Source organism: Paraburkholderia sp. WC7.3g, from assembly GCF_050436345.1.
In the GTDB taxonomy this organism is placed as follows: domain Bacteria; phylum Pseudomonadota; class Gammaproteobacteria; order Burkholderiales; family Burkholderiaceae; genus Paraburkholderia; species Paraburkholderia podalyriae.
This window is the reverse complement of sequence record NZ_JBNDMA010000002.1, coordinates 2,394,158-2,420,700: the sequence shown is the minus strand read 5'-3', so window position 1 is coordinate 2,420,700 and position 26,543 is coordinate 2,394,158. Positions and strand designations below refer to the sequence as shown.

The following is a 26,543-nucleotide window of genomic DNA, read 5'->3' as shown; positions in this document are numbered from 1 at the left end:
GCCGCCCCATTAGAAGCGGCCGAAACCCTTGTGTCAACCGGGGTTGGGCCTGATCAGGGCGGTTTTAGAGGGGCCTTTTCATCCACAGTATGTTGCAGCGGAAAGACTGGCGATGCGACCCAGCGACAAAGTCGTGCGGGCAATAAAAAACCCGCGGCCTCGACCGCGGGTTTTCTGCTGCAGCGAGCATCCTTGCTGCGGAATGCTCTGGCGTCAGCGCGTTCTAATGCGCTTTGAACCTCAGTGCTTGACGACGTCCGTCGCGGCATCCTTGCCCGGCTCAGCCCCAACCGGCGCCGAAGGCTTCGGCTCTTCTTCCGGCAACGCCTGCGGTACACGTTCGAGCGCAAGCTCGAGCACCTTGTCGATCCAGCGGACCGGCACGATTTCGATTGCGTTCTTCACGTTGTCCGGAATCTCCGTCAAGTCCTTCACGTTCTCTTCCGGAATCAGCACCAGCTTGATGCCACCCCGATGCGCCGCAAGCAACTTCTCCTTAAGGCCGCCGATCGGCAGGACTTCGCCACGCAGCGTGATTTCGCCCGTCATCGCGACATCGGCGCGCACCGGGATACCGGTCAACACCGACACCAGCGCGGTCGTCATCGCGATACCGGCCGAAGGACCATCTTTCGGCGTCGCGCCTTCCGGCACGTGGATGTGAATGTCCTGCTTCTCGAACGCTTCGTCCTTGATGCCAAGACGACGCGAACGCGAACGCACGACCGAGCGCGCCGCTTCGACGGACTCCTTCATCACGTCGCCGAGCGAACCCGTGCGGATCACATTGCCCTTGCCCGGCATCACCGCGGCTTCGATGGTCAGCAAATCGCCGCCCACTTCCGTCCACGCGAGACCCGTGACCTGGCCCACCTGATTTTCCTTCGCGGCCAGACCGAAGTCGTACTTGCGCACGCCGAGGAACGTGTCGAGGTTGCTACCGTCGACCTTCACCGCGCCTTCCGCCTTCTTCAGCAGAAGCATCTTCACAACCTTGCGGCAGATCTTCGAAATTTCACGCTCGAGCGAGCGGACGCCCGCTTCGCGCGTGTAGTAACGAATGATGTCGCGAATCGCAGTTTCCGTCACATCGACCTCGCCTTCCTTGAGGCCGTTGTTCTTCTTCTGCTTCGGCAACAGATAACGCTGCGCGATGCTGACCTTCTCGTCTTCCGTGTAACCCGCCAGACGGATCACTTCCATCCGGTCGAGCAGCGGCGGCGGAATGTTCAGCGAGTTCGACGTCGCGACGAACATCACGTCCGACAGATCGAAGTCGACTTCGACGTAGTGATCGGCAAACGTATGGTTCTGTTCCGGATCGAGCACTTCAAGCAGCGCCGACGACGGATCGCCGCGGAAATCCTGGCCCATCTTGTCGACTTCGTCGAGCAGGAAAAGCGGATTGCGCACGCCGACCTTGGTCAGGCTTTGCAGGATCTTGCCCGGCATCGAACCGATGTACGTGCGACGGTGGCCGCGAATCTCGGCTTCGTCACGCACGCCGCCCAATGCCATGCGCACGAACTTGCGGTTCGTCGCGCGCGCGATCGACTGGCCAAGCGAAGTCTTACCGACACCCGGAGGCCCAACGAGGCACAGGATCGGCGCCTTGACCTTGTCGACTCGTTGCTGGACCGCGAGATACTCGAGAATGCGTTCCTTCACCTTCTCGAGACCAAAGTGGTCTTCGTCGAGCACGCGCTCCGCATTCGACAGGTCGTTGTTGACCTTGCTCTTCTTGCGCCACGGCAAGCCGATCAGCGTGTCGATGTAGTTGCGCACGACCGTCGCTTCCGCCGACATCGGCGACATCAGCTTGAGCTTCTTAAGTTCGGCGTCGGCCTTCTTCTTCGCTTCCTTCGGCATGCGGGCAGCCGTGATGCGCTTCTCGAGTTCTTCGAGATCCGCACCTTCTTCGCCTTCGCCGAGTTCCTTCTGGATCGCCTTGACCTGTTCGTTCAGGTAGTACTCGCGCTGGCTCTTCTCCATCTGACGCTTCACGCGCCCACGGATACGCTTTTCGACCTGCAGGATGTCGATCTCGGCTTCGAGTTGCGCGAGCAGATGCTCGAGGCGCTCGATCACCGGGAACATCTCGAGGATGTGCTGTTTCTGGTCGAGCTTGAGCGGCAGATGCGCCGCGATCGTGTCGGCCAGACGCCCGGCCTCGTCGATACCCGACAGCGACGTCAGGATCTCCGGCGGGATCTTCTTGTTCAGCTTCACATACTGGTCGAACTGCGACACGATCGCGCGACGCAGCGCTTCGGTTTCAGCGCTGTCGGCGTGGTCGGGTTCGAGCGGCATGACTTCGCACGAGAACTGCGTTTCCTGTTCTTCGATGGAAAGCGTCTTCGCGCGCTGCAAGCCTTCGACGAGCACCTTCACGGTACCGTCGGGCAGCTTCAGCATCTGCAGGATGTTGGCGATACACCCTACTTCGTACATGTCCTTTTCGGTCGGCTCATCTTTCGCAGCCGTTTTCTGGGCGACGAGCATGATGTGCTTGCCGCCTTCCATCGCTGCTTCGAGAGCCTTGATCGACTTTGGGCGGCCTACGAAGAGCGGAATCACCATGTGCGGGAAAACGACTACGTCGCGCAGCGGGAGCAGCGGCAGCGTAATGCGTTCCGGCGGGAGGAGTTGGGTTCCTGACATTTCATTTCCCCATGAGTGGAATCAGTTCGTTCGATAGGTGAGGCCAGCAGAAAATATTGCAAGCCTCCGCGTGTGGGAAAAGTTCAGTGACTCCGAAGGTTCAGTGACTCCATAGTTGAGAACAACCAGCCTGACCACACGATAAACGAAAAAGCCGTTCACGTCGCCATGAACGGCTTTTTTGCAGAACTCGAAAGCCGATCAGTTCGAACCCGCGACCTTCGGCGCGTCTTCGTAGATCAGCAGCGGTTTGCCGTCGCCGTCGATAACGTTGTCGTCGATGATGACCTTGCTGACACCTTTCATTTGCGGCAGGTCGTACATCACGTCGAGCAACGCCTGTTCCAGAATCGAACGCAAGCCCCGCGCACCCGTCTTGCGGCGGATCGCCTTGCGCGCCACGGCCTGCAAGGCGCCCGGACGGATTTCGAGCTCGACGCGCTCCATGCTGAAGAGCTTGTGATACTGCTTGACCAGCGCATTCTTCGGTTCGACGAGAATCTTCATCAGCGCCGCCTCATCGAGCTTGCCGAGCGTGGCGACCACCGGCAGGCGGCCGATCAACTCCGGAATCAGGCCGAATTTGATCAGATCTTCCGGTTCCACCTCGCGCAGCACTTCGCCGGCATCGCGGTCCTGCTTGCTCTTCACGCTCGCGCCGAAACCGATACCCGTCTTCTCGGTACGATCGACGATGACCTTCTCGAGGCCGTCGAACGCGCCGCCGCAGATGAACAGGATGTTGGTCGTATCGACCTGGATGAAGTCCTGGTTCGGATGCTTACGGCCACCTTGCGGCGGCACCGACGCCATCGTGCCTTCGACCAGCTTCAGCAGAGCCTGCTGCACGCCCTCGCCCGACACGTCGCGCGTGATGGACGGGTTGTCGGACTTGCGGCTGATCTTGTCGATTTCGTCGATATAGACAATGCCGCGTTGGGCCTTGTCCACCTCGTAATTACAATTCTGCAGCAGCTTCTGAATGATGTTCTCGACGTCTTCGCCGACATAGCCGGCTTCCGTCAGCGTGGTCGCGTCGGCGATCACGAACGGCACGTTCAGAAGGCGGGCAAGCGTCTGCGCGAGCAGCGTCTTGCCGGAGCCAGTCGGGCCGATCAGCAGGATGTTGCTCTTTGACAGCTCGATTTCGTCCTTCTTGTCGAGGTGCTTGAGGCGCTTGTAGTGGTTGTAGACCGCGACCGCGAGGATCTTCTTTGCGCGTTCCTGACCGATCACGTACTGGTCGAGAATTTCGCGGATTTCCAGCGGAGTCGGCAGATCGGACTTGGACAAGCCCGCCTCGATGCCTGCGCCTGCAGCCTCGTCGCGGATGATTTCGTTGCATAGGTCGATACATTCATCGCAGATGAATACCGACGGGCCAGCAATCAGTTTCTTGACCTCATGCTGGCTCTTTCCGCAAAACGAGCAATACAACAGCTTTTCGCTGTTAGAACCTTTCTTGTCCGCCATAGATGTGTGAGCCTCCGGACACCGGATTACATAATACGCCGTTTGCCCCCGCCACGCAGTTTGGGCGCGGCAGAGCTAGTAAGCATGATAACGGCGCTTGCCGCAGACGCCCGGACGGAAGGAAGTTGAACATTCACAACCGACCCGATGACGCTTTTGACGCAATCGGGACGACCTTGCGGGGCAAAACCGTACCAGATCAGGGACGCTTGTGCGCCACCTGGTCGACGAGACCGTACGCCTGCGCGTCATCGCCGGACATGAAATTGTCGCGGTCGGTGTCGCGCGCAATACGCTCGACGGGCTGACCAGTGTGGTGCGCGAGCAGATGATTCAGCCGGTCCTTCAGGTAAAGGATTTCACGCGCCTGGATTTCAATGTCCGATGCCTGACCGCGCGCGCCGCCCAGTGGCTGGTGAATCATCACACGCGAATTCGGCAGCGCGAAACGCTTGCCCTTCGCGCCGGCCGCGAGCAGGAACGCGCCCATGCTCGCCGCGAGCCCCATGCACAGCGTCGAGACATCCGGCTTGACGAACTGCATCGTATCGTAAATCGCCATACCCGCCGACACGGAGCCGCCCGGGCTGTTGATATAGAAGTAGATGTCCTTGTCCGGATTCTCGCTTTCGAGAAACAGCATCTGCGCAACCACCAGATTGGCCGTCTGGTCGTTCACTTCGCCTACGAGGAACACGATGCGTTCCTTCAGCAGCCGCGAATAAATATCATACGAACGCTCGCCCCGGCCGCTCGTTTCCACGACGATCGGCACCAGACCGAGTGCCTGCGCTTCGAGATCCCGGGACGACTGGGAGGTCAACGTGTCCAGCATTTGGGCGCGAAAGGTCATGCAATGGATCCTTGTCTGGAAATATTCCGAATATTAGCTGCTCGACACAGGTTGGTGCGATGAGCCCGTATTCAAGTCCCGTCTTATGTGTGCGCCGCACGACCGGACCCGCTACGACGCACCTTTACGCGGCACATAAAAACGGCGTGCGGGCCGTCGGTCGCTCCGACAGCCGGCACGCCGTTGCAGCGGCGCTTACCCTTGCGCCGTTGCGCTCGCCAGCTCTTCGAAGCTCACTTCCTTGTCCGTCACCTTGGCCTTGCTGAGGACGAAGTCGACGACGTTGGCTTCAACGACATACGCTTCCATTTCAGCAAGACGTTGCTGGTTCGAATAATACCAGCGGACGACTTCCTTCGGGTCTTCATAGCTTTTCGCGAATTCGTCGACTTCGGCACGGATCTGCTCCGGCTTCGCCTGCAGTTCGTTCGCCTTCACGAGCTCGGCCAGCACGAGGCCCAGCTTGACGCGGCGTTCGGCCTGCTCCTTGAACATCGCGGCCGGGATCGGCGCGTCCTTCGCGTTCGGCACGCCGCGCTGCTCCAGATCCTGGCGGGCCATCGCGACGAGGCGTTCCTGATCCTGTTCGATCAGCGCGTTCGGCACGTCGAGTTCCGAGATCTTCAGCAGTGCGTCCATCACCTGGTTCTTGACGATCGCTTGCGTGCGGCGCTTCGCTTCACGCTCGAGGTTGTCCTTGATTTCGGCGCGCATCTTGGTCAGATCGCCGTCTTCGATGCCGAGCGACTTCGCGAATTCACCGTCGACTTCCGGCAGGTGCGGCCATTCGATCTTCTTCATCGTGATCGTGAACTGCGCCGTCTTGCCCGCCACTTCCTTGCCGTGGTAGTCGTCCGGGAACTTCAGGTCGAATTCCTTCGCTTCGCCGACCTTCAGGCCGAGCGCCGCCTTTTCGAATTCCGGCAGCATGCGGCCTTCGCCGAGGACGAAGCCGAAGTCCTCGGCGCTACCGCCCTGGAATGCTTCACCGTCGAGCTTGCCGGCGAAGTCGACCGTCACGCGATCGCCGTCTTTCGCCGCCGTGTCCGTGCCGCCGTCGCCGTGCTCGCCGGCTTCGCCGCGAGCGTGGAAGTGCACGCGCTGCTTGCGCAGGATGTCCAGCGTGCGGTCGATTTCCGCTTCGCTGATGCTGGTCGTGGTGCGCTCGATTTCAGCCGTGGCGACGTCGCCCAGTTTCACTTCCGGGTACACCTCGAAAGTCGCGTCGAACGCGTAGCTGCCTTCAGCGGCGTCGGCCTTCGGCGCGAAGCTCGGCTGACCCGCGACACGCAGGTTCTCGGTGCGGCTGATGTCGAAAAATTCCTTGCCGACCTTGTCGCTCAGCACTTCGGCTTCCACCTGGCCCGAATACTGTTGCGTCACCATCTTGAGCGGCACCTTGCCGGGGCGAAAACCCGGCATGCGCACGTTCTTCGCGAGTTGACGGATACGCGAATCCACTTCCTTCTGCACGGCATCCTTCGGCAGGGAAATCGTCACGCGGCGTTCGAGCTTGCCGAGGTTTTCAACAACGTTAGCCATGGCTTCAATCGTCCTAAAATTATTCGAGCGAATCAGTTATCTTCTCCGTGCTGCCCGTCAATGTCGCTTCGCATCATTTGCGCCGATTGCATCGATCACGCACCTGCGCCGCGGGCTTGCAGGCCGCCGGCAGCACGGTTGAGTCCAAAGAGCCGAATATTTTAGCAAACTATTTGCGCGCCTAGCCGGGATTCGGTAATTGCATCGAGTTTTACCGGCATTCCACGCGTTTTGAGGGCCATTTTCGGTTAGTTTTGACGCAGGCAGCGCGGTCTGCCGCTGGCATCGCTATCCGGTTCGCACCGCGCTTGCCTGCGGCGCTTTATCGTTATGCACCGCGAGGTCCGTGCAAACGCTCGCATGGGCCCGCGGCCGACGCGTCGCGGCGGCGATCCCGCCTATGCCGTTCGGCATATTCAGCCGACGTCCCCATGCTGATAAGCTAACGCACTCGGTCGGGCCGGTCCGCACAGCCATTCGCTTCATCCGCTCCAGCAACCGCTTACAACGACTCAAACCTCTCAGAGACACCATGCCGAATTCGTCGCCCTCGCCTATCGTCGTCATCGCTCCCGATTCATTCAAAGGCTCGCTCAGCGCGGAACAGGTCGCGCAGGCGATCGCGTCCGGCATCCAGCGCGCACGCCCCGACGCCAGCGTGCGCATCTGTCCGATGGCCGACGGCGGCGAAGGCACGCTCGACGCCATGCTCACGAGCGGCGGCGAGCGCCGCACGCTTAGCGTGCGCGGCGCGGCCGGTCCGACGCGCGAAGCGCTGGCGGGCCTGCTCGCGGACGGTAGCGCGATCATCGAAACGGCGGAGATCGTAGGCATCACGGACCCGGTCGGCATGGGCGTGCCGGTCGAGGCGCGCAGCACGCGCGGGATGGGCGAGGCGATTCGCGCGCTGCTCGACGCAGGCGTGCGGCGCTTTTTCGTCGCGCTGGGCGGCAGCAGCACGAACGACGGCGGCGCGGGCCTGCTGACCGGCCTCGGCCTGCAACTGTTCGACGCACAAGGCAACGCGCTCGAAGGCACGCCCGAGCAGCTTGCGCGCGTGGCGCGGGTCGATGCGTCGCTGCTCGACGCGCGGCTTGCCGACGCGCAGTTCGTCGGCATGTCGGACGTCGACAATCCGCTGATCGGCGAGCACGGCGCGACCGCGATTTTCGGTCCGCAAAAAGGCGTGAAGCCTGATCAGGTCGCGCCGATCGACGCGGCGCTCGCGCGCTTCGCCGATCTGCTCGAAGCCGCGCTCGGCCAGACCGCGCGCGACCTGCCGGGAGCCGGCGCGGCAGGTGGTCTCGGCTTCGCGTTGCACATGCTCGGCGCGCAGTTCGAACCGGGTGCGGAAACGGTCGCGCGGCAAATCGGCCTCGACGCCGCGCTCGCCGGCGCCGACTGGCTAATCACCGGCGAAGGCCGCTCCGATGTGCAGACGTTGCATGGCAAGGCGCCATTCATCGCGTGCGCGCATGCGCGGGCGGCGGGCGTAGCCGCCACGCTGTTGTCCGGTGCGGTCGACCCCGCCGCGCTACCGCGTCTCGCCGAATACTTCAGCGGCTGCTTTTCGCCGGCGCCGGGGCCGATCACGCTCGACGTCGCGATTCGCGACGCGGCGCGCCTGCTCGCCAACGAGGCCGAGCAGCTGACGCGCTTGAAATACGGCGTGCGTTGACCCGCTAAACGGCTGCGGCAACAGTCACAGCGCCACGACCGTTCCACTCATCACGGGGTGACCATGAAGGACTCCGCCAAAACCGGGCTCGAGCAGTTCCTCACGTACCGTCTGCATGTGCTGAACAAACTGGCCGAGCGCCGCATCAGCGCGCGCTACGCGGCGAAGCTCGACGTGACGCTGCCTGAAGCGCGGGTGATCGCGTCGGTGGGATCGTTCGGACCGTTCTCGATCATGGAGCTGGCACGCCATGCCAATCTCGACAAAAGCCAGGCGAGTCGCGCAGCCGAAGCGCTGATCAGGCAGGGGCTCGTACAGCGCGAGGCGAGCGCCGCGGACGGCCGCGTCGTGCTGGTCTCGCTGACGCAGGAAGGCCGCGCGCTGTATCGCAAGGTGATGCCGATCGCGCGCAAATGGAACGGCGATATGTTCGACTGTCTCGACGAAGCAGAAAGGGCCGCGTTCGGCGCGGCGCTCGACAAGGTGATCAGCACGATGAACGCGCGCGAGCGATGACGCGCGGCGAACCGGCCGGGTCTAAAAGCGCCGTTGTTCGTGATTGGGCGGCGCGTGGCAAAATTGAACATCGGCCAACGCGCCGCTCACCCGCTCCTTCACCCTCTCATTCACGGACGATTCAGTGGACATCAACAAACAGATCGCGGCACTCACCGCGTCGGAACTCCAGACCGCCGGCGCGAGCCAGGCGACCGCGATCGCGGTCAGCGTCGTGCTGCGTCATCTTCGTTCGCCGGAGCTGGCGAAACTGCTGTCGTCGGCATTTGAAAATCATCAGGCGGTGATGCTGCAAACACCGTGGCCGGACCAGATGCTGCAGGCATTCGAGTCGACGCGCCGTTTCCTCCAAGGCGCCGCGCAGGCGGAATTGCCGGGCTCGCACGAAGCGCCGGGAACGCCGGGCGCGTGAGTCGCGCGTTCGCAACGAAAAGCCGCGGAGCAACACAGCGGCCGTCCAGAATCCGCGCAACAAAGAAAAAACCCCGTCGGCCCAAAGACTTGACGGGGTTTTTCTTGACTACCGATAAGTGGTGCGAGGGAGGGGACTCGAACCCCTACACCCTTGCGGGCGTCAGGACCTAAACCTGGTGCGTCTACCAATTTCGCCACCCTCGCAGCCGGGTACGCCGCGATGCGTCGCGCCCGATTGTCGATTGTCCTGTGCACTCCCGGGCGCGCTAAACACACGTGCCCGAAAGCGTAAGCGCGAGATTCTAACCGATTGATTCGCGCTTGTCTGCACCCGGCGGTATCTGCGCGCGCGGTGCCGATGCTACAATTTTCGGCTCGTCGAGAAAGGCGCCGCGACGGACGCCGGCGCCCTTCTCGCCAGCCCTTCCCCACCATCTCATCCCGTGAATTTCGACGACTATTGCCAGCAGAAAGCGGCGCCCGAAGGATCGAGCACCTACTATGCGCTTCGCCAGGCGCGCGCAGCCAGTCAGCCGCTGTTGACAGCGCTCTTCGCATTGCGTCGCGAGTTCGAGGAAACGGTCAAGGAAACGAGCGATCCCGCGGTCGGCCGCACGAAGCTCGCGTGGTGGCAGAAAGAAATCGCCGCGCTCGCCGCGGGCTCGCCGTCGCATCCGGTGTCCAAGGCGCTGGCGGCCTATCTGCCCGACGCGCGGGCCGAACATTCGGCTCTGCAGGAGCTGCTCGCGGGCTTCGAGATGGATCTCGACCAGGCACGCTATCTCGACTATCCGAACCTGCGGCGCTATGTGCGTGGCGTCGGCGGCAATTTTGCGTCGCTCGTGTCACGCGCCGCGGCAACGGGATCGGCCAGCGATACCGCGCAAGCGTCGGAGTGGGCCGCGCCGCTCGGCGAGGCGCTGATGCTCGCGCAGTTGGTCGCCGAGACCGGCAACGATGCGCGTCACGGCCGTATCTATGTTCCGATCGACGAGATGCAGCGCTACAACGTGACCGCCGCCGATCTGATCAACCGCAAATACACCGACGCATTCACCGAATTGATGCGCTTCGAAACGCAGCGCGCGCGCGATGCGGTGCAAACCGCGCTCGCCGCGGTGCCCGCCGACGCTCGGCGCGTCCAGCGCACGCTGCTCGCTCTCGCGGCGCTCGCGTTGGCGTTGCTCGATGAAATCGAGCGCGACGGTTATCACGTGCTGCACCAACGCATCGCGTTGACGCCGATCCGCAAGTTGTGGATCACGTGGCGCGCGAAGTAGCCTGACAGTCGGACCGCGCGTCCGGCGGCCGTTACCTTCACGACGTCCGAAGCGGCCAGCACCTGCATCGCCGTTTTTGATCGAGCAGCCGAACGCGCCGCCTGGAAACACGGTCTTTAGTTGAGACTGCCCTTGCACAGGCCGCCGAAGATCGGCTGCCTTCACGATGTCGTTTTCGACGTCGAGAATAGGTGCGAGCGCCGGATTGCGCTCGCGCGAGGACACCGGCGTCGCGAATCGTAAGGCCCTGACGAACTGCGCGGGATTGACGAGCGCGATCGCGTGTGAGCACAGCCGTCACGGAGATATTGATCGGAGCGCGACGCGGTGTCCCAGATCTCGATCGAACGAAAATGCGGCAGCGTGCAAGTTGACGCTAAAGACGCAATAGAAATTTTCGCGCGGCAATGCGCGCTGAGATTAACGCTTGTACAACTCGCGCACGGCGTCTTCGATATGTTGCCGCAACAGCCGACGCTCTTCGGGCGTCATATGCCCGTCGCGGCGACGTTGATCGAGATCGGGAGGAACCGCGGTACGCAGCATTACATCAGAGGCAGGGCGATCGATGCTCGCATTGTGGCGGCTGGCTCTGTTATTGGCGGAGCGGGACGCATGCTCGCTCGCCGCTCGGTCCGGGGACGGCTGCGCATGGGCGAGCGTCGGGCCCAGTGTGCCTGCGAGCGTACCGGCTACCGCCAGTGCAATCATGCTCAAGCGCACAGTTGGCCAAACCCCTCCCTTCATGTTGTTCCCTTCGTGGCGCGGCAACCGGCTACCTCAGATGCGTATACAAACCCCGGTAACAGCCGGGTACGAGAGTTTTGTCGAGTGAAGTATCCACCGAACAGCCGCATTCAGTAAAGGAGTCTAAACGCGCATACTTTACGTCGCGCCACACTGCGGGTAAATTTTGTAACCGACTGTAACCCCAGAAATGGTGTAACCGCGCACCACTTTCTAATCGCGCTAAGATGCCGACCATGGAAACCAAAAACCCTTCGAAAATCCTCGTCGTCGACGACGATCCACGCCTGCGCGATCTTCTGCGCCGCTACCTCGGTGAACAGGGCTTCAACGTCTACGTCGCCGAAAATGCGCCGTCGATGAACAAGCTCTGGGTACGCGAGCGCTTCGATCTGCTGGTGCTCGATCTGATGCTACCCGGTGAGGACGGCCTGTCGATCTGCCGGCGTCTGCGCGGCAGCAACGACCGCACGCCGATCATCATGCTGACGGCCAAGGGTGAAGATGTCGATCGCATCGTCGGCCTCGAGATGGGCGCCGACGACTACCTGCCCAAGCCGTTCAATCCACGCGAACTGGTCGCGCGCATTCACGCGGTGCTGCGTCGTCAGTCGCCGTCCGAATTGCCGGGTGCGCCGTCAGAGACCACCGAGGTGTTCGAGTTCGGCGAGTTCGCGCTGAATCTCGCCACCCGCACGCTGACCAAGGCCGGCCAGGAAATTCCGCTGACCACCGGTGAGTTCTCGGTGCTGAAGGTGTTCGCACGTCATCCGCGTCAGCCGCTGTCGCGCGAAAAGCTGATGGAACTCGCGCGCGGCCGCGAATACGAGGTCTTCGACCGCAGCCTCGACGTACAGATCTCGCGTCTGCGCAAGCTGATCGAGCCGGATCCGGGCAGCCCGCGCTTCATTCAGACCGTGTGGGGCCTCGGCTACGTGTTCATCCCCGACGGTGCAGCCTGAGTTTGTGCTCCGTTTTCGTTTCTGTGTCACATAAGAAGGGCCCATGCGGATCGACCGGCGCCTCCTGACGCTCGCGTTCGGCGGCCTTTTCTGGCGGACCTTTCTGCTGATCGCGCTGTTGATCGCAGTCAGTCTCGCCGCGTGGTTCCAGAGCTTTCGCGTGATCGAGCGGGAGCCGCGCGCGCAGCGCGTGGCTCTGCAACTCGTCGCGATCGTCAAGCTCACGCGCACCGCACTCCTCTATTCCGATCCCGACCTGCGGCGCGCGTTGCTGCAGGATCTGGAGAGCAATGAAGGGGTGCGTGTGTACCCGCGCGAAGCCACCGACAAATACAAACTCCAACCCGACGAATCGCTCAATCGCCTGATCGAGCACGACATCCGCGGTCGTCTCGGCGACGACACCGTGATCGCGCAGAGCGTGAACGACATCAACGGCGTATGGATCAGCTTCAAGATCGACGACGACGATTACTGGGTCGCGCTCGACCGCGATCAGCTCGACAACGCGACCGGCCTGCAATGGGCCGGCTGGGGCGTGTTCGCGCTCGCGCTGTCGCTGTTCGGCGCCGCGTTCATCACGAGTCTGGTGAACCGGCCGTTCGCGCGCCTCGCGATGGCCGCGCGCAGGGTCGGCTCGGGGCAATCGCCCGAGCCGCTGCCCGAGCGCGGCATGGGGGTCGCCGCCGAAACCAATCGAAGCTTCAACCAGATGGTGCGCGACCTCGAACAGCTGGAGGCGGATCGGGCACTGATGCTAGCGGGCATCTCGCACGATCTGCGCACGCCGCTCGCGCGGCTGCGGCTCGAGACCGAAATGAGCCCGTCCGACCAGGCCACCAAGGACGCGATGGTCGACGACATCGAGCAGATGGACATGATCATCGGCCGCTTCCTCGACTACGCGCGTCCGGTGCAACGCGTGCCGGAGCCGGTCGACCTGTCGGTGATCGCGAGCGAGCTCGCCGCGCGCATGCAAAGCGAGGACAGCATGCGACTGATCACGCGGCTCGCCCCGTCGGCGGTGATCGAGGCCGATGAAACCGACATGCGGCGCGTGGTCGGCAATCTGCTCGAGAACGCGCGCAAGTACGGAGGCAGCGAAGACGATGGCGTGCCGCACGTGATTCTCGAAACGCGCGTGTCGCATTCGCGCGTCGAACTCACGGTGGTCGACGAAGGCCCCGGCATCCCCGAAGACCAGCTCCCGCTGGTCACGCGGCCGTTCTATCGCGTGAATTCGGCGCGCACCCAGGCCAATGGCACGGGGCTGGGCATGGCGATCGTGCAGCGGCTGGTCGCGCGTTATCGCGGCGCGCTGCGTCTGCGCAACCGTTCGCCCGGTCCTGGACTCGAGGTGACGATCGAGTTTCCGCTCGCGAAAGGCGCGTGAGCCGACGACGCACGCAACGGCACACCGCCGCCTTTCGAACCATGCGTTCTTGCGACTTCCGAAGGAGCTCCAGCATGAAAACCGTTGGCGATAAACTCGAAGCGTTCACTGTCACCGCCGCCAAGCCGGGCTTCAATCACCACGAGGAACACGGCGTCTCGGCGTTCGAAGAGATCACCGAGCAGTCGTTTCCAGGCAAGTGGAAAATCATCTACTTCTATCCGAAAGATTTTTCACTGGTCTGTCCGACGGAAATCGTCGAGTTCGGCAAGCTCGTCAAGGAGTTCGAGGACCGCGAGGCGGTGGTGCTCGGCGGCAGCGTCGACAATGAATTCGTGAAGCTCGCGTGGCGCCGCGAGCGCAAGGATCTCGACAGGCTCAATCACTACTCGTTCGGCGACGTGAAGGGCGAACTGATCGACCAGCTCGGCGTGCGCGACAAGGAAGCGGGAGTCGCGCTGCGCGCGACCTATATCGTCGATCCGGACAACACGATCCAGCACGTGTCGGTCAACAATCTGTACGTGGGCCGTAATCCCGAAGAAGTGCTGCGCATCCTCGACGGCCTGCAAACGGACGAGCTATGCCCGAGCAATCGGGCGATCGGCGGCGCGACGCTGTAAACGACACTGTCGATCGCCCCCAAAAAACCATCAGCTCCTGACCAGCAACACCGCAGCCTGCGCCTCGATGCCCTCGCCCCGGCCAAGATAACCGAGCTTCTCGTTCGTCTTCGCCTTGACGTTCACGCGCTCGATCGGCAGGCCGAGGTCCGCCGCGATATTCGCGCGCATCCCTTCGATATGCGGCGCGAGCTTCGGCGCCTGCGCGATGACGCTGCTATCGACGTTGCCGATCGCAAAGCCCGCCGCCTTCACGCGCGCCACGCATTCGCGCAGCAGCACGCGGCTGTCGGCACCGGCGAACTTCGCGTCGGTATCGGAGAAGTGCCGGCCGATGTCGCCCAACGCGGCCGCGCCGAACAGCGCATCGGTGATCGCGTGCAGCAGCACGTCCGCGTCCGAGTGGCCGAGCAGCCCGCGCTCGTACGGAATCGTCACGCCGCCGATGATCAACGCGCGCCCCGGCACCAGCGCATGCACGTCGTAGCCCTGCCCAATTCTGAAATCCATCTGCGTCACGTCCTCAAGTGCTGAAAGCTTTTGCAGCTTCTACAAAGCTTTTCTAAATCGTTTCAATGTGCAACGGCCACGCGTCACGAACCGGCCGCGCGGCTCAGGATCGCCTCGGCCAGATCGAAGTCTTCCGGATACGTCACCTTGAAATTGCGCAGGCTGCCTTGCACGAGCTTCGGCGCATGGCCCGACCATTCGATCGCGCTCGCCTCGTCGGTCAAATCGTGGCCGTCGGCCTGCGCGCGCAGGATCGCCTCGCGCAGCATGCCGATGCGAAACATCTGCGGCGTCTGCGCCTGCCACAAGCCATCGCGCGCTTCGGTGCGGGCGATGCGGCCATCGACCGACGCGCGGTCGATCCGCTTTAGCGTATCGGCGACCGGCAACGCCATGATGCCGCCAACCGCGTCGTCCTTCAGCGATCCGACCAGCGTGCGAATCAGCGCCGGCGTGATGCCCGGGCGCGCCGCGTCGTGCACGAGCACCCAGTCGTCGTCGCGCGCGCCGAACTCGGCGAGCGCGTGCAGACCGTTGAGCACCGATGCCTGGCGCGACGCGCCGCCCACGCGACGCACCGCGAAGCGCAGATTGCCGAAGCGGCGGGCGTCGAAGTGCTGGTCGTCGGGCGCGATCACGACGAGCGTCTGCGCGAATTCGCTGCACCCGTCGAACGCGGCGAGCGAGTAATGCAGCATGTCGCGGCCGGCGACAGTGCGGTATTGCTTGGGCATCGCGGCACCGGAACGGCTGCCGGTGCCTGCGCACGGGATCAGGGCGAAGAGACGGGAAGTCACGAGTGCGGATGCCGCCAGGTCAAAGTAAAGCACGAATTTTATAATAGGTCCTTCGCATCCACGCCCGTACACGCGTAAACTTGGCCGTCGCGTGCGCCCCGAGCCGCTCTTTTTCTCCTTTATGCCAGACATCGCCGCATCCTCGCAGTCCTCCCCGCCCGTCGCGCCCGTCAAGGCCGGCCAGCGTTTCGCCTTCGACGGCACGCGCGGTTCGTCCGACGCGCTGCTGATCGCCCGCTACCATCTCGCGTATCGCGAGCAGATGCCGCTGCTTGCGGTGGTCTGCGAAAGCGCGGTCGACGCGCAGCGGCTGTCGCAGGAAATCGGCTTCTTCGCGCCCGACGCGCGGGTGCGTCTGCTGCCCGACTGGGAGACGCTGCCTTACGACACGTTTTCGCCGCACCAGGACCTCGTGTCCGAGCGTCTCGCGACGCTGCACGATCTCGGCGAAGGCCGCTGCGACATCCTGCTCGTGCCGGCCACGACGGCTCTGTACCGGATGCCGCCCGCGTCGTTTCTGGCCGCCTACACGTTCTCGTTCTCGCAAGGCGAGCGGCTCGACCAGGCGAAGCTGAAGGCGCAGCTGACGCTCGCCGGCTACGAGCACGTGAGCCAGGTCGTGCGTCCGGGCGAATATTGCGTGCGCGGCTCGCTGCTCGATCTGTTCCCGATGGGTTCGCCGCTGCCCTACCGGATCGACCTGTTCGACGATCAGGTCGACTCGATTCGCGCGTTCGACCCCGACACGCAGCGCAGCCTCTATCCGGTCAAGGACGTGCGTCTGCTGCCGGGCCGCGAATTCCCGTTCGACGAGGCCGCGCGCACCGCATTCCGCAGCCGCTGGCGCGAGACCTTCGAGGGCGATCCGAGCCGCGCGTCGATCTATAAAGACATCGGCAACGGCGTGCCGTCGGCGGGCATCGAATACTATCTGCCGCTGTTCTTCGAGGAGACGGCCACGCTCTTCCATTACCTGCCCGACGGTTCGCAACTCGCATTCGTCGGCGATCTGGACGCGGCGATCCGGCGCTTCACCAACGACACCAGGCAGCGCTTCAACTTCCTGTCGCACGACCGCGACCGGCCGATCCTCGAACCGCAGAAGCTGTTCCTGTCGGATGAGGATTTCTTCACGTTCGCGAAGCCGTTCGCACGGCTCGTGCTGCCCACCAACGGCGGCGGCGCCTGGTCGATCGCTTTGCCGAACCTCGCAATCGACCGTCACGCTGACGACCCCGTGTCGGCGCTGCGGGCGTATCTGAGCACGACACCGAACCGCGTGCTGTTCGCCGCCGAATCGGCGGGCCGCCGCGAGACGCTGCTGCAACTGCTCGCCGATAACCAGCTGAAGCCAGCCTCGGCCGACAGCTTCGCCGACTGGCTCAGAAGCGACGCACGTTTCTCGCTCGGCGTCGCGCCGCTCGCGAACGGCTTCGCGGTGCCGGGCGACGGCATCGCGATCATCACCGAAACCGAACTGTACGGGCCGCTCGCGCGCCGCTCGGGACGCCGCCGCCAGGAACAGGCGAGCAACGTCGATTCGATGGTGCGCGATCTGTCCGAGCTGAAGCTCGGCGATCCGGTCGTCCATTCGCAGCACGGTATCGGCCGCTACATGGGTCTCGTGACGATGGACCTCGGCGAAGGCGAAACCGAGTTTCTGCACCTCGAATACGCGGGCGACAGCAAGCTCTACGCGCCGGTCGCGCAATTGCACGTGATCTCGCGCTATAGCGGCGCCGATCCCGAAAGCGCCCCGCTGCACTCGCTAGGTTCGGGCCAGTGGGAAAAGGCCAAGCGCAAGGCCGCGCAGCAGATCCGCGACACCGCCGCCGAGCTGCTCAATCTGTACGCGCGCCGCGCGGTCCGCGAGGGCCACGCGTTCGCGCTCGAACCGAAGGACTATGTGAAGTTCGCCGAGAGCTTCGGCTTCGAGGAAACGCCGGACCAGGCCGCCGCGATCGCGGCCGTGATCGGCGACATGACGAGCGGCAAGCCGATGGACCGGCTCGTGTGCGGCGACGTCGGTTTCGGCAAGACCGAGGTCGCGTTGCGCGCGGCGTTCATCGCCGTGATGGGTGGCAAACAGGTCGCGCTGTTGTCGCCGACCACGCTGCTCGCCGAACAGCACACGCAAACCTTCAGTGACCGCTTCTCCGACTGGCCGGTGCGCATCGCCGAACTGTCGCGCTTCAAGTCGACCAAAGAAGTGAACGCGGCGATCCAGCAGATCAACGAAGGCTCGGTCGACATCGTGATCGGCACCCACAAGCTGCTGTCGTCGGACGTGCAGTTCAAGCGGCTCGGGCTCGTGATCATCGACGAGGAGCATCGCTTCGGCGTGCGTCAGAAAGAAGCGCTGAAGGCGCTGCGCGCGGAAGTCGACGTACTGACGCTGACCGCCACGCCGATCCCGCGTACGCTCGGCATGGCGCTCGAAGGTCTGCGCGATTTCTCGGTGATCGCCACCGCGCCGCAAAAGCGCCTCGCAATCAAGACCTTCGTGCGGCGCGAGGAAGATGGCGTGATCCGCGAAGCGATGCTGCGCGAGTTGAAACGCGGCGGCCAGGTCTACTTCCTGCACAACGAAGTCGAGACGATCGAGAACCGCCGGCAGATGCTCGAAGCGCTGGTGCCCGAAGCGCGCCTTGCGGTCGCGCATGGACAGATGCACGAGCGCGAACTGGAGCGCGTGATGCGTGACTTCGTCGCGCAACGCGCGAACGTGCTGCTGTGCACGACGATCATCGAAACCGGCATCGACGTGCCGAGCGCGAACACGATCCTGATCCATCGCGCCGACAAGTTCGGTCTCGCGCAATTGCATCAGTTGCGTGGCCGCGTCGGACGCTCGCATCACCAGGCGTATTCGTATCTGCTCGTGCACGATCCACAAGGGCTTACCAAGCAGGCGCAACGGCGGCTCGAAGCGATCCAGCAGATGGAGGAGCTCGGCTCGGGCTTTTACCTCGCGATGCACGACCTCGAAATTCGCGGCACCGGTGAGGTGCTCGGCGACAAACAGTCGGGCGAGATTCACGAGATCGGCTTCCAGCTTTATACCGACATGCTCAACGACGCGGTGAAGGCCCTCAAGAACGGCAAGGAACCGGACCTCACCGCGCCGCTCGCGGCGACTACCGAGATCAATCTGCATACGCCGGCAATCCTGCCATCGGACTATTGTGGCGACGTGCAGGAGCGTCTGTCGCTGTACAAGCGCCTCGCGAACTGCGAACACAACGATTCGATCGACGGTATCCACGAAGAGCTGATCGACCGTTTCGGCAAGCTGCCGCCGCAAGCGCATGCGCTGGTGGAGACGCATCGTCTGCGGCTGGCCGCGAAGCCGCTCGGCATTTCGAAGATCGATGCGGGCGAAGCGGTGATCGGCCTGCAGTTCATCCCGAATCCGCCGGTCGACGCGATGCGGATCATCGACATGGTGCAGAAGCACAAGCACATCAAGCTTGCGGGACAGGACAAGCTGCGTATCGAAACGCGCAGCCCGGATCTCGCGGTGCGCGTTGCGACCGTCAAGGAGACGTTGCGCGCGCTCGGTTCGCCGAGCCGCGGCACGGCTGCGGCGGCGCCCGCGCGCTGAGCGCTGAGCGCTGCGCACGAAGGTTCGCGAAAACTGTAGAAAATGGGGGGACGTCCCCCGTTTTTCGCATCGATGCTGCGCTGCGCCAACGCGATCCCGGCGGTTTGCATACCCTTACGAAAATGCAATTTGGGATATGATCGATAGACACGAAATGCTGGAGTCATGTCATGTCTCACGTCGCTGAAACAGCGCAATCGTCGCAGTCGTCCGCCTCCTCCGCTTCTCCCGCATCGCTGCCCTGGGTCACCCGTCTGGTGTCGATGGACACGGTGAGCCGCAATCCGAATCTCGGTCTGATCGAAACGGTGCGCGACGAGCTGCGAGCGGTAGGTATCGACGCGACGCTCACGCACGGCAAGGGCGGCAAATGGGCGAATCTGTTCGCGACGATTCCCGCGCACGATGGCGAAACGAACGGCGGCGTCGTGCTGTCGGGCCACACCGACGTCGTGCCGGTGGACGGCCAGCGATGGGACAGCGATCCGTTCAAGCCCGAGATTCGCGGCAACAAGCTCTACGGCCGCGGCACCTGCGACATGAAGGGCTTCATCGGCGCCGCGCTCGCGCTCGTGCCGGACATGCAGCGTACCAGGCTCGCGAAGCCGATCCATTTCGCGCTGTCGTTCGACGAGGAAGTCGGCTGCGTCGGCGCGCCGCTTCTGATCGCCGATCTGATGAAGCGCGGCGTAAAGCCGGACGGCTGTATCGTCGGCGAGCCGACCAGCATGCGCCCGATCATCGCGCACAAGGGCATCAACGCGTATCAGTGCTGCGTACGCGGCCAGGCCGCGCATTCGTCGCTGACGCCGAAGGGCTTGAACGCGATCGAGTACGCGGCGCGCCTGATCTGCTACATCCGCGACGTGGCCGACCAGTTCCGCGAGCAAGGCCCGTTCGACCAACTGTACGACGTGCCGTTCAGCACCGCCCAGACCAGTACGATCACGGGCGGCAACGCGATCAACACGGTGCCGGCCGAATGCCAGTTCCAGTTCGAATTCCGCAATCTGCCGACGCTCGATCCCGAGCAGATCTTCGCGCGCATCGACACCTACGCGCGCGAAACGCTGTTGCCGAAAATGCTGCGCGAGCATCCGTCGGCGGCGATCGAAATTACCAGGATCGCCGCGGCGCCCGGCCTCGATTCGTCTGAACAGGCCGCGATCACGCAACTCGTGCGCGCGCTGACAGGCGATCAGGACAAGCGCAAGGTCGCGTATGGCACCGAGGCCGGCCTCTTTTCGAACGCGGGGATTCCGAGCATCGTCTGCGGCCCCGGCGACATCCAGCAGGCGCACAAGGCGAACGAATTCGTCGAGCTCGAGCAGCTCGTCGCGTGCGAGCGCTTCTTGCGCAAGTTCATCCACAGCATGTCGGTCGAGGCCGCTTAGCCCGTTTCGTTGCAGCGGCGCGCAATCGTACTGAACCTGCGCGCCGCGCGACCGGTCTTACGACATCGACGACCCCGGAGCGACCGCCATGTCCAGCGCCATGCAGCAGCACACGGATCACACGATCGACGGTGAGCCGATCCCCACGCTCGACGACATCGCCGCGCAGCACTTCGCGTTGACGCCATGGGTCGCGCGCACGCCGGTGTTCGACCGGCTCGACTTCTCGTCGCTGCAGGGTACCGTCGTCAATTTCAAGTTCGAATTGCTGCAGGCGGGCGGCAGCTTCAAGGCACGCGGCGCCTTCACGAACCTGCTCGCGCTCGACGACGCGCAGAAGAGCGCTGGCGTCACCTGCGTGTCGGGCGGCAATCATGCGGTGGCGGTCGCCTACGCGGCGATGCGGCTCGGCGTCAGTGCGAAGGTCGTGCTATTCAGCACGGCGAATCCGGCCCGCGTCGCGTTGTGCCGCGAATACGGCGCCGACATCGTCTACGCGGAAGATCTCGCCGAAGCGTTCGAGCTGGTGCGCCGCGTCGAAGCCGAGGAAGGCCGCTATTTCGTGCATCCGTTCAACGGCTATCGCACGGTGCTCGGCTCGGCGACGCTCGGCTACGAATGGGCGACGCAAACGCCCGACCTCGAAGCGGTGATCGTGCCAATCGGTGGCGGCGGTCTCGCGGCCGGCATCGCCACCGCGCTGCGGCTCGCGAATCCGAACGTGCATGTGTACGGCGTCGAGCCCGAAGGCTCGGATGTGATGAGCAAGAGTTTTGCCGCCAACCATACGGTCAGAATGGGCCATATGTACAGCATCGCCGATTCGCTGATGTCGCCGCATACCGAGCAATATAGCTACGAGTTGTGCCGCCGCCATGTCGATCGGATCGTGACGGTGTCCGACGACCAGTTGCGCGAGACGATGCTGATTCTGTTCAATCAGCTGAAGCTCGCGGTCGAGCCGGCCTGCGCAGCCGCCACGGCCGCACTGCTCGGCCCGTTGCGCGGGCACTTGCAAGGCAAACGGGTGGGCGTGCTGCTGTGCGGCACCAATATCGATCCGGTCGGTTTTGCCGCGCATCTGGAACGCGCGCGTCATAGCGAGTCGCAGTTTCCTCATTAGCGACGCGCAGCGAATGCACTTGTTGCATCGCGGCTAAAGCACTAGGCTATCCGCATCAGGTTGGTATGATTCGGCTATTCATATTTGGGGAGGTGTATCTATGAGCATGGTCCAGGAATTTAAAGAATTTGCCCTTAAAGGCAATGTGATGGATCTGGCGGTCGGTGTGATTATCGGCGGCGCATTTTCCACCATTGTCAATTCCGTGGTTAAAGACCTGATCATGCCGGTTGTCGGGCTCGCTACCGGCGGCCTCGATTTTTCGAATATGTTCGTTCGCCTCGGCCATGTTCCGGCGACTTACAAGGGCAACCTCGAATCATATAAAGACCTGCAGACCGCGGGCGTCGCGGTGTTCGGCTACGGTTCGTTCATTACCGCGACGATCAATTTCATTATTCTCGCGTTCATCATTTTCCTGATGGTCAAGTTCATCAACACACTGCGCAAGGAGCCGCAAGCCGCGCCGGCGGAGCCGCCGCCGACGCCGGAAGACGTGCTGCTGCTGCGCGAAATCCGCGATACGCTAAAGAACCAGCAGAGCTAATTGTCAAATTAAACTCGGGTTCGACGGCCTGAGTCAGTGAAATAAAAAGGCCTGTTGCGATTGACGTCGCAACAGGCCTTGGTGTTTTCCCGCCTTTTTCAGCCCAGCGGATTATCTAGCCTCACGATCCCTTTTGAGCCTTCAATTGCGCCGCGTTGTCGATCATCGTTTCGAGCTGGCCGAAATTGACAGGCTTCGTCAAATGCGAAGTAAAGCCGGCGCTCAAACAACGGCGCACGTCCTCGTCGGTGCCGAAGCCGGTCAGCGCGACCGCTGGCGCGTCGGAATGCTCGCGAAACATCTTGATGAAATCGAGGCCCGTGCCATCCGGTAATCCGACATCGCTGACGACCAGATCGAACCTCTGCAACTGCGTCGCCGCAAGCGCATCGTCGATCCGCCCGACCACCGTCACCTGATGACCGAGGCCGCGCATCAATTGGGCCATCACGTCGGCGGTATCGGCATGATCCTCGATCAGCAGCACCGTCAGCGAGCTGGCCGGCTGCGCGATGCTCGGCACGATCACCGGCAGCGCCGCGGCCGGCGCGGCCGCGGTCGGCAGCGTGATCGTGAAGGTCGCGCCGCAATGCGGACCGGGACTTTGCGCGGTCACGGTGCCGCCGTGCACGTCGGTCAAAGCCTTCGTGATGGCGAGACCGAGGCCCAGGCCGCCGAACTGCCGCGTCATTTTCTGGTCGCCCTGCTCGAACGCGTTGAACAGCTTGCCGATCTGCTCCGGCTCGATGCCGATGCCGGTGTCTTCGACCGATATCTGCACCTGCATGCGTTCGTCGCGCGTGCGCACATAGATATGGCCGCCGTCCGGCGTGAACTTCGCGGCATTGCGAATCAGGTTCCACAGCATCTGTTGCAGGCGCGCGCGATCGGCGAGCACGTAGTGATGCGTCGCGTGCTTGCCGACATGCACGTCCTGCTGTTTGATCTGGATTTCGCTGCGAAAGAGTTCGAGCACGCCGTCGATCACCTCATGTACGTCGACGGTCTCCAGCGACAGCCGCAGCTTGCCGTTCGCGACGCGCGTCAGATCGAGCAGATCGTCGATCAACCGCGCCTCGAGCTCGACGTTGCGGCGGATCATGCGCACGCTCGCGCGCGCCTGCTCGGGCAGCTCCGGGATCATCTCGAGCATGCTCGCACCCGCGAGCACCGGCGTGAGCGGCGTGCGCAACTCGTGCGACAGCATCGCGAGAAAGCGGTCCTTCGCGCGATTCGCTTCTTCAGCGGCCTGGCGCGCGGCCTGCTCGGACTCCAGCAGCCGCTCGCGCTCCTCGATCGCCTCGCGCTGCGAATGGATGTCGGTGCAGCTGCCGAACCATTTGCTGACGTTGCCATCGGCGTCGCGCATTGCGACGACACGCACGTCGAACCAGCGGTATTCGCCGTCGTGGCGACGAATCCGCAGCTCATGCCGATAGTCGCCGCTGCGGCTTGCGACGGCCTTCAGCCAGCTTTGACGGACCGGCTCGCGATCGTCGGGATGCACGGCGTTGAGCCACGCGAGACCGTACGACGCGTGCTCGGGCAAGCCGGTGTAGTCGTGCCACTGCTTGGACAGGAAGTCGCAATCGCCGGCCGCGTCGCAGGTCAGCACGAGATGCGGCAACGCCTCCGACAGCGTGCGGTAGTGGAGCTCGCGATCGCGCAGCAGCAGCGCTTCGTCGGACGCGTGTTGCAGCCGCACCTGCGACAGCACGCGCTCCACGGCCTCCGGCAGATAGTCGAGATAGTCGCCGGCCTTCGGCACCACGTCGGACACGCCCGCGCGCAGCGCGTCGATCACGCGCGACTCGTCGGTGAAGCCGGTCACGAGGATCGCCGGAACGCGCACCCCCTCCGCGCGCAGACGCCGGAAGAAATCGAGCCCGGTCTCCGGCCCGCGCAGCTGGTAGTCGAGCACGAGCAGATCGGGGCCGCCGCTCGCGAGACGCTCGCGGGCCGCCTCGACGCCGGCGCAGATCGCCACCCGGCAGCCGGCGCGTTCGAGCGACTTGCGCGCGAGCCGCAAGATGCCCTCGTCGTCATCGACGACGAGCACATACGCGGCGTGCGAGGTGGACACTTCTTCGGTCATGCAGGTGCTCTCTGGCTGAGTTCAGCGCTTATCTTGTCATGAACGGCTTTCGGACAGCTTCAGGGGGACGCGAGCCGATGCCCCGGCGGCAGCTTGACCACTTGCAGGAATAAACCGAGCCGGCGCACGGCCTCGATGAACGCCTCGTATTCGACCGGCTTGCAGATATAGACGTTGCAACCCAGCTCGTAGCAGCGCGCAATTTCGCGCAGATTGCGCCGCACGAGCGTCGCGTGGCCGTCGTCATCTTCGATCAGAACGACGCTGACCGTTCGCGCGTGACTCATAAGCTCTCCGTGCCAACGATTCGTCATCCATGCCGCTCGCCGGCTGGCAGAGGCAATGCCCGCGCCGGCATGCGCCGCGCTCACAGGCGCACCGGCCGCTCGGGCAGAACCACGAAAAAGGTCGATCCCGCGCCTTCGGCCGATTCGACCCAGACGCGCCCGCCGTGCCGCTCGACCGAACGCCGCACCACCGCGAGGCCGATCCCCTCGCCGCTCGCGACGTCCACATGCAGACGCTGGAACGCGCGAAACACCTTCGACAGATATGCGGCCGGAATGCCGAGCCCATTGTCGCGGACGTAATAGGTGCGCATGCGGACCGCTCGCGGCTCGTTTTCGTCGACGGGTTCGGGCGCGAGCGCGCCGATCTCGATGCGTCCGCGGCGCGTCGGATCGAGGAAGGTCAGCGCATTGCCGATCAGATTGCTGAAGATCTGCTCGACCGCCGCCGGATCGCCCCATGCGGGCGGCAGCTCGCGCACCGTGACGCTCGCCGCGCGCTGGTCGATCGTGCCTTGCAACGCATCGACGGCCCGCGCCACCGCGCGCCCGACACTGACCCGCTGCCACTGGTAGTCGAGCCGTCCCGCGCGCGAGATGCGCAACAGCGCATCAATGATCGCCGCCGCGCGCGCGACAGCGGTGCGCAGATAACGCAACGACTCGCGCACGTCGCCATCGAGGATCTGCGTCATGCGCCGCTGTTCGTTTTCAGGCAGACGAGCCTGCGCGACGAGGCCGTCGAGTTCGTCGCACGACACGTGCAGCTCCCTGGAAAACCCCTGCAGATTGACGAGCGGCGAGCGCAGATCGTGCGACACGCTATCGATGAACATCTCGTTGTCCTGCGTTTCCTGGCGCAATTCCTCATTGACTTCCGCCAGTTCACGCGCACGTGCCTCGAGCTCCGTCTTCAGGGCCTGCTGCCCGGCTTCCGCCTCGCGCAGACGCGTATCGGTCTGATGCAGCACCATGTCGAGCGCGGCGATTTCGTCGCTGCCTGACAACGGCGCCGCGAGCGGCCGGCCGCTGCCTAGCCGCTCGGCGTTATCGGTCAGCACTTCGAGGCGCTGGCCGATACCACGCGCGAACACGAAGGCGGTCATCGCCCAGATCAGCATCGAGCCGAACACCGCGGCGATCAGCGTACGCTGCTGAAGCTCGCGCCGCTCGGCGAGCGCGGTCGAGCGCTCGACGTCGAGCTCCGACGCCGCCGCGCCGAACTGCGCCAGCTCGTCGCGGAACACGGCGACCCGCTCCGGCAACGCGTCGGTTTCGAGCGCGATATAGGGGCGTAGACTGCGGCCCTCGTGTAAAGCCTGCGAGATCGCGACACTCTGTTCGCGATACGCGTCGATCGCGCGCCGCATGCTGCGTACGCGCTCGGCCTGCGGCGGCGTTTCGGCGACCAGCGCCTCGAGCTTCGCGAGCCGGTCGTTCAGGTCGACCCACACCGCGTGGCGGTCGATCAGCGATGCGTTGCCCGTCACCATCGCCGTGCGCACACGCGCGGTCTGACGCAGCAGCGGATCGACAATGGCCGACGATTGATAGAGGATCTGCTTGCTGTTGTCGACCCATCGCGCGGCCTGCGCGGTTCGCGCCTGCGTGTCGAAGACGACCCCGAGTAGCGCGAGTTCGACCGCGCTCGGTACCGCGATCAGCAACAGACCTTTGGTGAATAGTTTCATGGTTCCGTCAGGGCGTTCAGGCTGTGATTCAGGCTGTCACTCGAACGGCGGGGCTCGCGCGCACCCGTGGCCCGCAGTAAAGCGGGCGCAGCGCGGCCGGACGGGTCATTATCGACGTGAATCGCGGATATTTCAACGGCGCGACAGCAAGCGCTCGACCACACAAAAATGACTTTTTTATTGGGATGGGATGTTTTTTCCGCGCCGCCTGCGTCTATGATGGAGACAAGGTGTGCTGGGATGCGAATGCGCGCGGCGAGGCGGTTCGGCATGATTCGTGCGGGAGGCGGTGGGGCGATGCGCTAGCGTCGAATCATCGTGAATCCAGCCTTGTCGTATGCTATAAAAGATCG

At 63.6% G+C, this 26,543-nt stretch carries 22 protein-coding genes, 1 tRNA gene and 1 pseudogene; 11 read left to right on the top strand and 13 right to left on the bottom strand.

Annotation, left to right across the window (positions count from 1 at the left end):
- Window positions 1–240 precede the first annotated feature (240 nt).
- The 4 genes from lon to tig form a co-directional block, all read right to left on the bottom strand.
- Window positions 241–2,661, bottom strand: a complete 2,421-nt coding sequence (gene lon / locus OKW43_RS22550) for an endopeptidase La (RefSeq protein ID WP_187635226.1) — start codon at window positions 2,659–2,661, stop codon at window positions 241–243.
- A gap of 201 nt (window positions 2,662–2,862) precedes the next feature.
- On the bottom strand, window positions 2,863–4,134 hold the full coding sequence (gene clpX / locus OKW43_RS22545; RefSeq protein WP_187635225.1) for an ATP-dependent Clp protease ATP-binding subunit ClpX: 1,272 nt from the start codon (window positions 4,132–4,134) through the stop codon (window positions 2,863–2,865).
- A 199-nt stretch (window positions 4,135–4,333) separates the two neighbouring features.
- Window positions 4,334–4,987, bottom strand: coding sequence for an ATP-dependent Clp endopeptidase proteolytic subunit ClpP (gene clpP, locus OKW43_RS22540; protein WP_187635224.1), 654 nt, complete (start codon window positions 4,985–4,987; stop codon window positions 4,334–4,336).
- 195 nt (window positions 4,988–5,182) lie between these two features.
- Entirely contained in the window at window positions 5,183–6,529 is a 1,347-nt protein-coding gene (gene tig, locus OKW43_RS22535; RefSeq protein WP_187635223.1) for a trigger factor, read from the bottom strand.
- Window positions 6,530–7,061: 532 nt separating this feature from the next.
- On the opposite strand from tig, the gene OKW43_RS22530 reads away from it, so the two are divergent.
- From OKW43_RS22530 to OKW43_RS22520, 3 genes are all read left to right on the top strand, one after another.
- A complete protein-coding gene (locus OKW43_RS22530; RefSeq protein ID WP_187635222.1) occupies window positions 7,062–8,207 on the top strand; it encodes a glycerate kinase in 1,146 nt (381 codons plus the stop codon).
- Between the two features lie 63 nt (window positions 8,208–8,270).
- Complete coding sequence (locus OKW43_RS22525) at window positions 8,271–8,723, top strand: MarR family winged helix-turn-helix transcriptional regulator (RefSeq protein ID WP_187635221.1); 453 nt, start codon at window positions 8,271–8,273, stop codon at window positions 8,721–8,723.
- 124 nt (window positions 8,724–8,847) lie between these two features.
- Window positions 8,848–9,135, top strand: a complete 288-nt coding sequence (locus tag OKW43_RS22520) for a hypothetical protein (protein ID WP_187635220.1) — start codon at window positions 8,848–8,850, stop codon at window positions 9,133–9,135.
- Between the two features lie 119 nt (window positions 9,136–9,254).
- Here OKW43_RS22520 and OKW43_RS22515 read toward each other — a convergent pair.
- Window positions 9,255–9,341: transfer RNA gene (locus OKW43_RS22515), tRNA-Leu, on the bottom strand.
- Window positions 9,342–9,580: 239 nt separating this feature from the next.
- On the opposite strand from OKW43_RS22515, the gene OKW43_RS22510 reads away from it, so the two are divergent.
- Window positions 9,581–10,417 carry a squalene/phytoene synthase family protein gene (locus tag OKW43_RS22510; protein ID WP_429449930.1) on the top strand — a complete coding sequence of 279 codons (837 nt, stop codon included), beginning with the start codon at window positions 9,581–9,583 and terminating at the stop codon, window positions 10,415–10,417.
- Window positions 10,418–10,446: 29 nt separating this feature from the next.
- Here the strand turns inward: OKW43_RS22510 and OKW43_RS22505 are convergent.
- Together OKW43_RS22505 and OKW43_RS22500 are read right to left on the bottom strand one after the other, a co-directional pair.
- Window positions 10,447–10,779: pseudogene (locus OKW43_RS22505) on the bottom strand (DUF1501 domain-containing protein); the annotation flags it as partial.
- A gap of 58 nt (window positions 10,780–10,837) precedes the next feature.
- The gene (locus OKW43_RS22500; RefSeq protein ID WP_429449928.1) at window positions 10,838–11,164 is read right to left on the bottom strand and encodes a hypothetical protein; all 327 of its coding nucleotides are present in this window, start codon (window positions 11,162–11,164) and stop codon (window positions 10,838–10,840) included.
- A gap of 227 nt (window positions 11,165–11,391) precedes the next feature.
- On the opposite strand from OKW43_RS22500, the gene ompR reads away from it, so the two are divergent.
- From ompR to OKW43_RS22485, 3 genes are all read left to right on the top strand, one after another.
- Complete coding sequence (gene ompR, locus OKW43_RS22495) at window positions 11,392–12,126, top strand: two-component system response regulator OmpR (RefSeq protein ID WP_006048917.1); 735 nt, start codon at window positions 11,392–11,394, stop codon at window positions 12,124–12,126.
- A gap of 43 nt (window positions 12,127–12,169) precedes the next feature.
- Complete coding sequence (locus tag OKW43_RS22490; RefSeq protein WP_187635217.1) at window positions 12,170–13,519, top strand: ATP-binding protein; 1,350 nt, start codon at window positions 12,170–12,172, stop codon at window positions 13,517–13,519.
- Between the two features lie 74 nt (window positions 13,520–13,593).
- Complete coding sequence (locus OKW43_RS22485; protein ID WP_187635216.1) at window positions 13,594–14,142, top strand: peroxiredoxin; 549 nt, start codon at window positions 13,594–13,596, stop codon at window positions 14,140–14,142.
- A 30-nt stretch (window positions 14,143–14,172) separates the two neighbouring features.
- Here OKW43_RS22485 and ispF read toward each other — a convergent pair whose 3' ends face one another.
- Together ispF and ispD are read right to left on the bottom strand one after the other, a co-directional pair.
- The gene (gene ispF / locus OKW43_RS22480; protein WP_018432029.1) at window positions 14,173–14,652 is read right to left on the bottom strand and encodes a 2-C-methyl-D-erythritol 2,4-cyclodiphosphate synthase; all 480 of its coding nucleotides are present in this window, start codon (window positions 14,650–14,652) and stop codon (window positions 14,173–14,175) included.
- An 83-nt stretch (window positions 14,653–14,735) separates the two neighbouring features.
- Window positions 14,736–15,449, bottom strand: coding sequence for a 2-C-methyl-D-erythritol 4-phosphate cytidylyltransferase (ispD, locus tag OKW43_RS22475; RefSeq protein ID WP_187635215.1), 714 nt, complete (start codon window positions 15,447–15,449; stop codon window positions 14,736–14,738).
- Window positions 15,450–15,570: 121 nt separating this feature from the next.
- Between ispD and mfd the strand changes: the two genes are divergently transcribed.
- The 4 genes from mfd (at window position 15,571) to mscL (ending at window position 22,117) form a co-directional block, all read left to right on the top strand.
- Window positions 15,571–19,053 carry a transcription-repair coupling factor gene (mfd, locus tag OKW43_RS22470; protein ID WP_429449925.1) on the top strand — a complete coding sequence of 1,161 codons (3,483 nt, stop codon included), beginning with the start codon at window positions 15,571–15,573 and terminating at the stop codon, window positions 19,051–19,053.
- Window positions 19,054–19,223: 170 nt separating this feature from the next.
- A complete protein-coding gene (argE, locus tag OKW43_RS22465) occupies window positions 19,224–20,447 on the top strand; it encodes an acetylornithine deacetylase (RefSeq protein ID WP_429449923.1) in 1,224 nt (407 codons plus the stop codon).
- An 88-nt stretch (window positions 20,448–20,535) separates the two neighbouring features.
- Window positions 20,536–21,570: a threonine/serine dehydratase gene (locus OKW43_RS22460; RefSeq protein ID WP_187635212.1), complete on the top strand. Its 1,035-nt coding sequence runs from the start codon at window positions 20,536–20,538 to the stop codon at window positions 21,568–21,570.
- Between the two features lie 100 nt (window positions 21,571–21,670).
- Window positions 21,671–22,117: a large conductance mechanosensitive channel protein MscL gene (gene mscL / locus OKW43_RS22455; RefSeq protein WP_187635211.1), complete on the top strand. Its 447-nt coding sequence runs from the start codon at window positions 21,671–21,673 to the stop codon at window positions 22,115–22,117.
- 121 nt (window positions 22,118–22,238) lie between these two features.
- On the opposite strand, the gene OKW43_RS22450 is transcribed toward mscL, so the two are convergent.
- The 4 genes from OKW43_RS22450 to OKW43_RS22435 all read right to left on the bottom strand — a co-directional run bounded on the left by OKW43_RS22450 (window position 22,239) and on the right by OKW43_RS22435 (window position 26,462).
- The gene (locus tag OKW43_RS22450; protein ID WP_429449919.1) at window positions 22,239–24,212 is read right to left on the bottom strand and encodes a response regulator; all 1,974 of its coding nucleotides are present in this window, start codon (window positions 24,210–24,212) and stop codon (window positions 22,239–22,241) included.
- Window positions 24,213–24,271: 59 nt separating this feature from the next.
- Window positions 24,272–24,499, bottom strand: coding sequence for a hypothetical protein (locus OKW43_RS22445; RefSeq protein ID WP_187635209.1), 228 nt, complete (start codon window positions 24,497–24,499; stop codon window positions 24,272–24,274).
- An 80-nt stretch (window positions 24,500–24,579) separates the two neighbouring features.
- The gene (locus OKW43_RS22440) at window positions 24,580–26,190 is read right to left on the bottom strand and encodes a sensor histidine kinase (protein ID WP_429449916.1); all 1,611 of its coding nucleotides are present in this window, start codon (window positions 26,188–26,190) and stop codon (window positions 24,580–24,582) included.
- Window positions 26,187–26,462, bottom strand: coding sequence for a hypothetical protein (locus tag OKW43_RS22435; RefSeq protein WP_429449914.1), 276 nt, complete (start codon window positions 26,460–26,462; stop codon window positions 26,187–26,189). Before OKW43_RS22435 ends, OKW43_RS22440 begins: the two co-directional genes overlap by 4 nt.
- Between the last annotated feature and the right edge of the window lie 81 nt (window positions 26,463–26,543).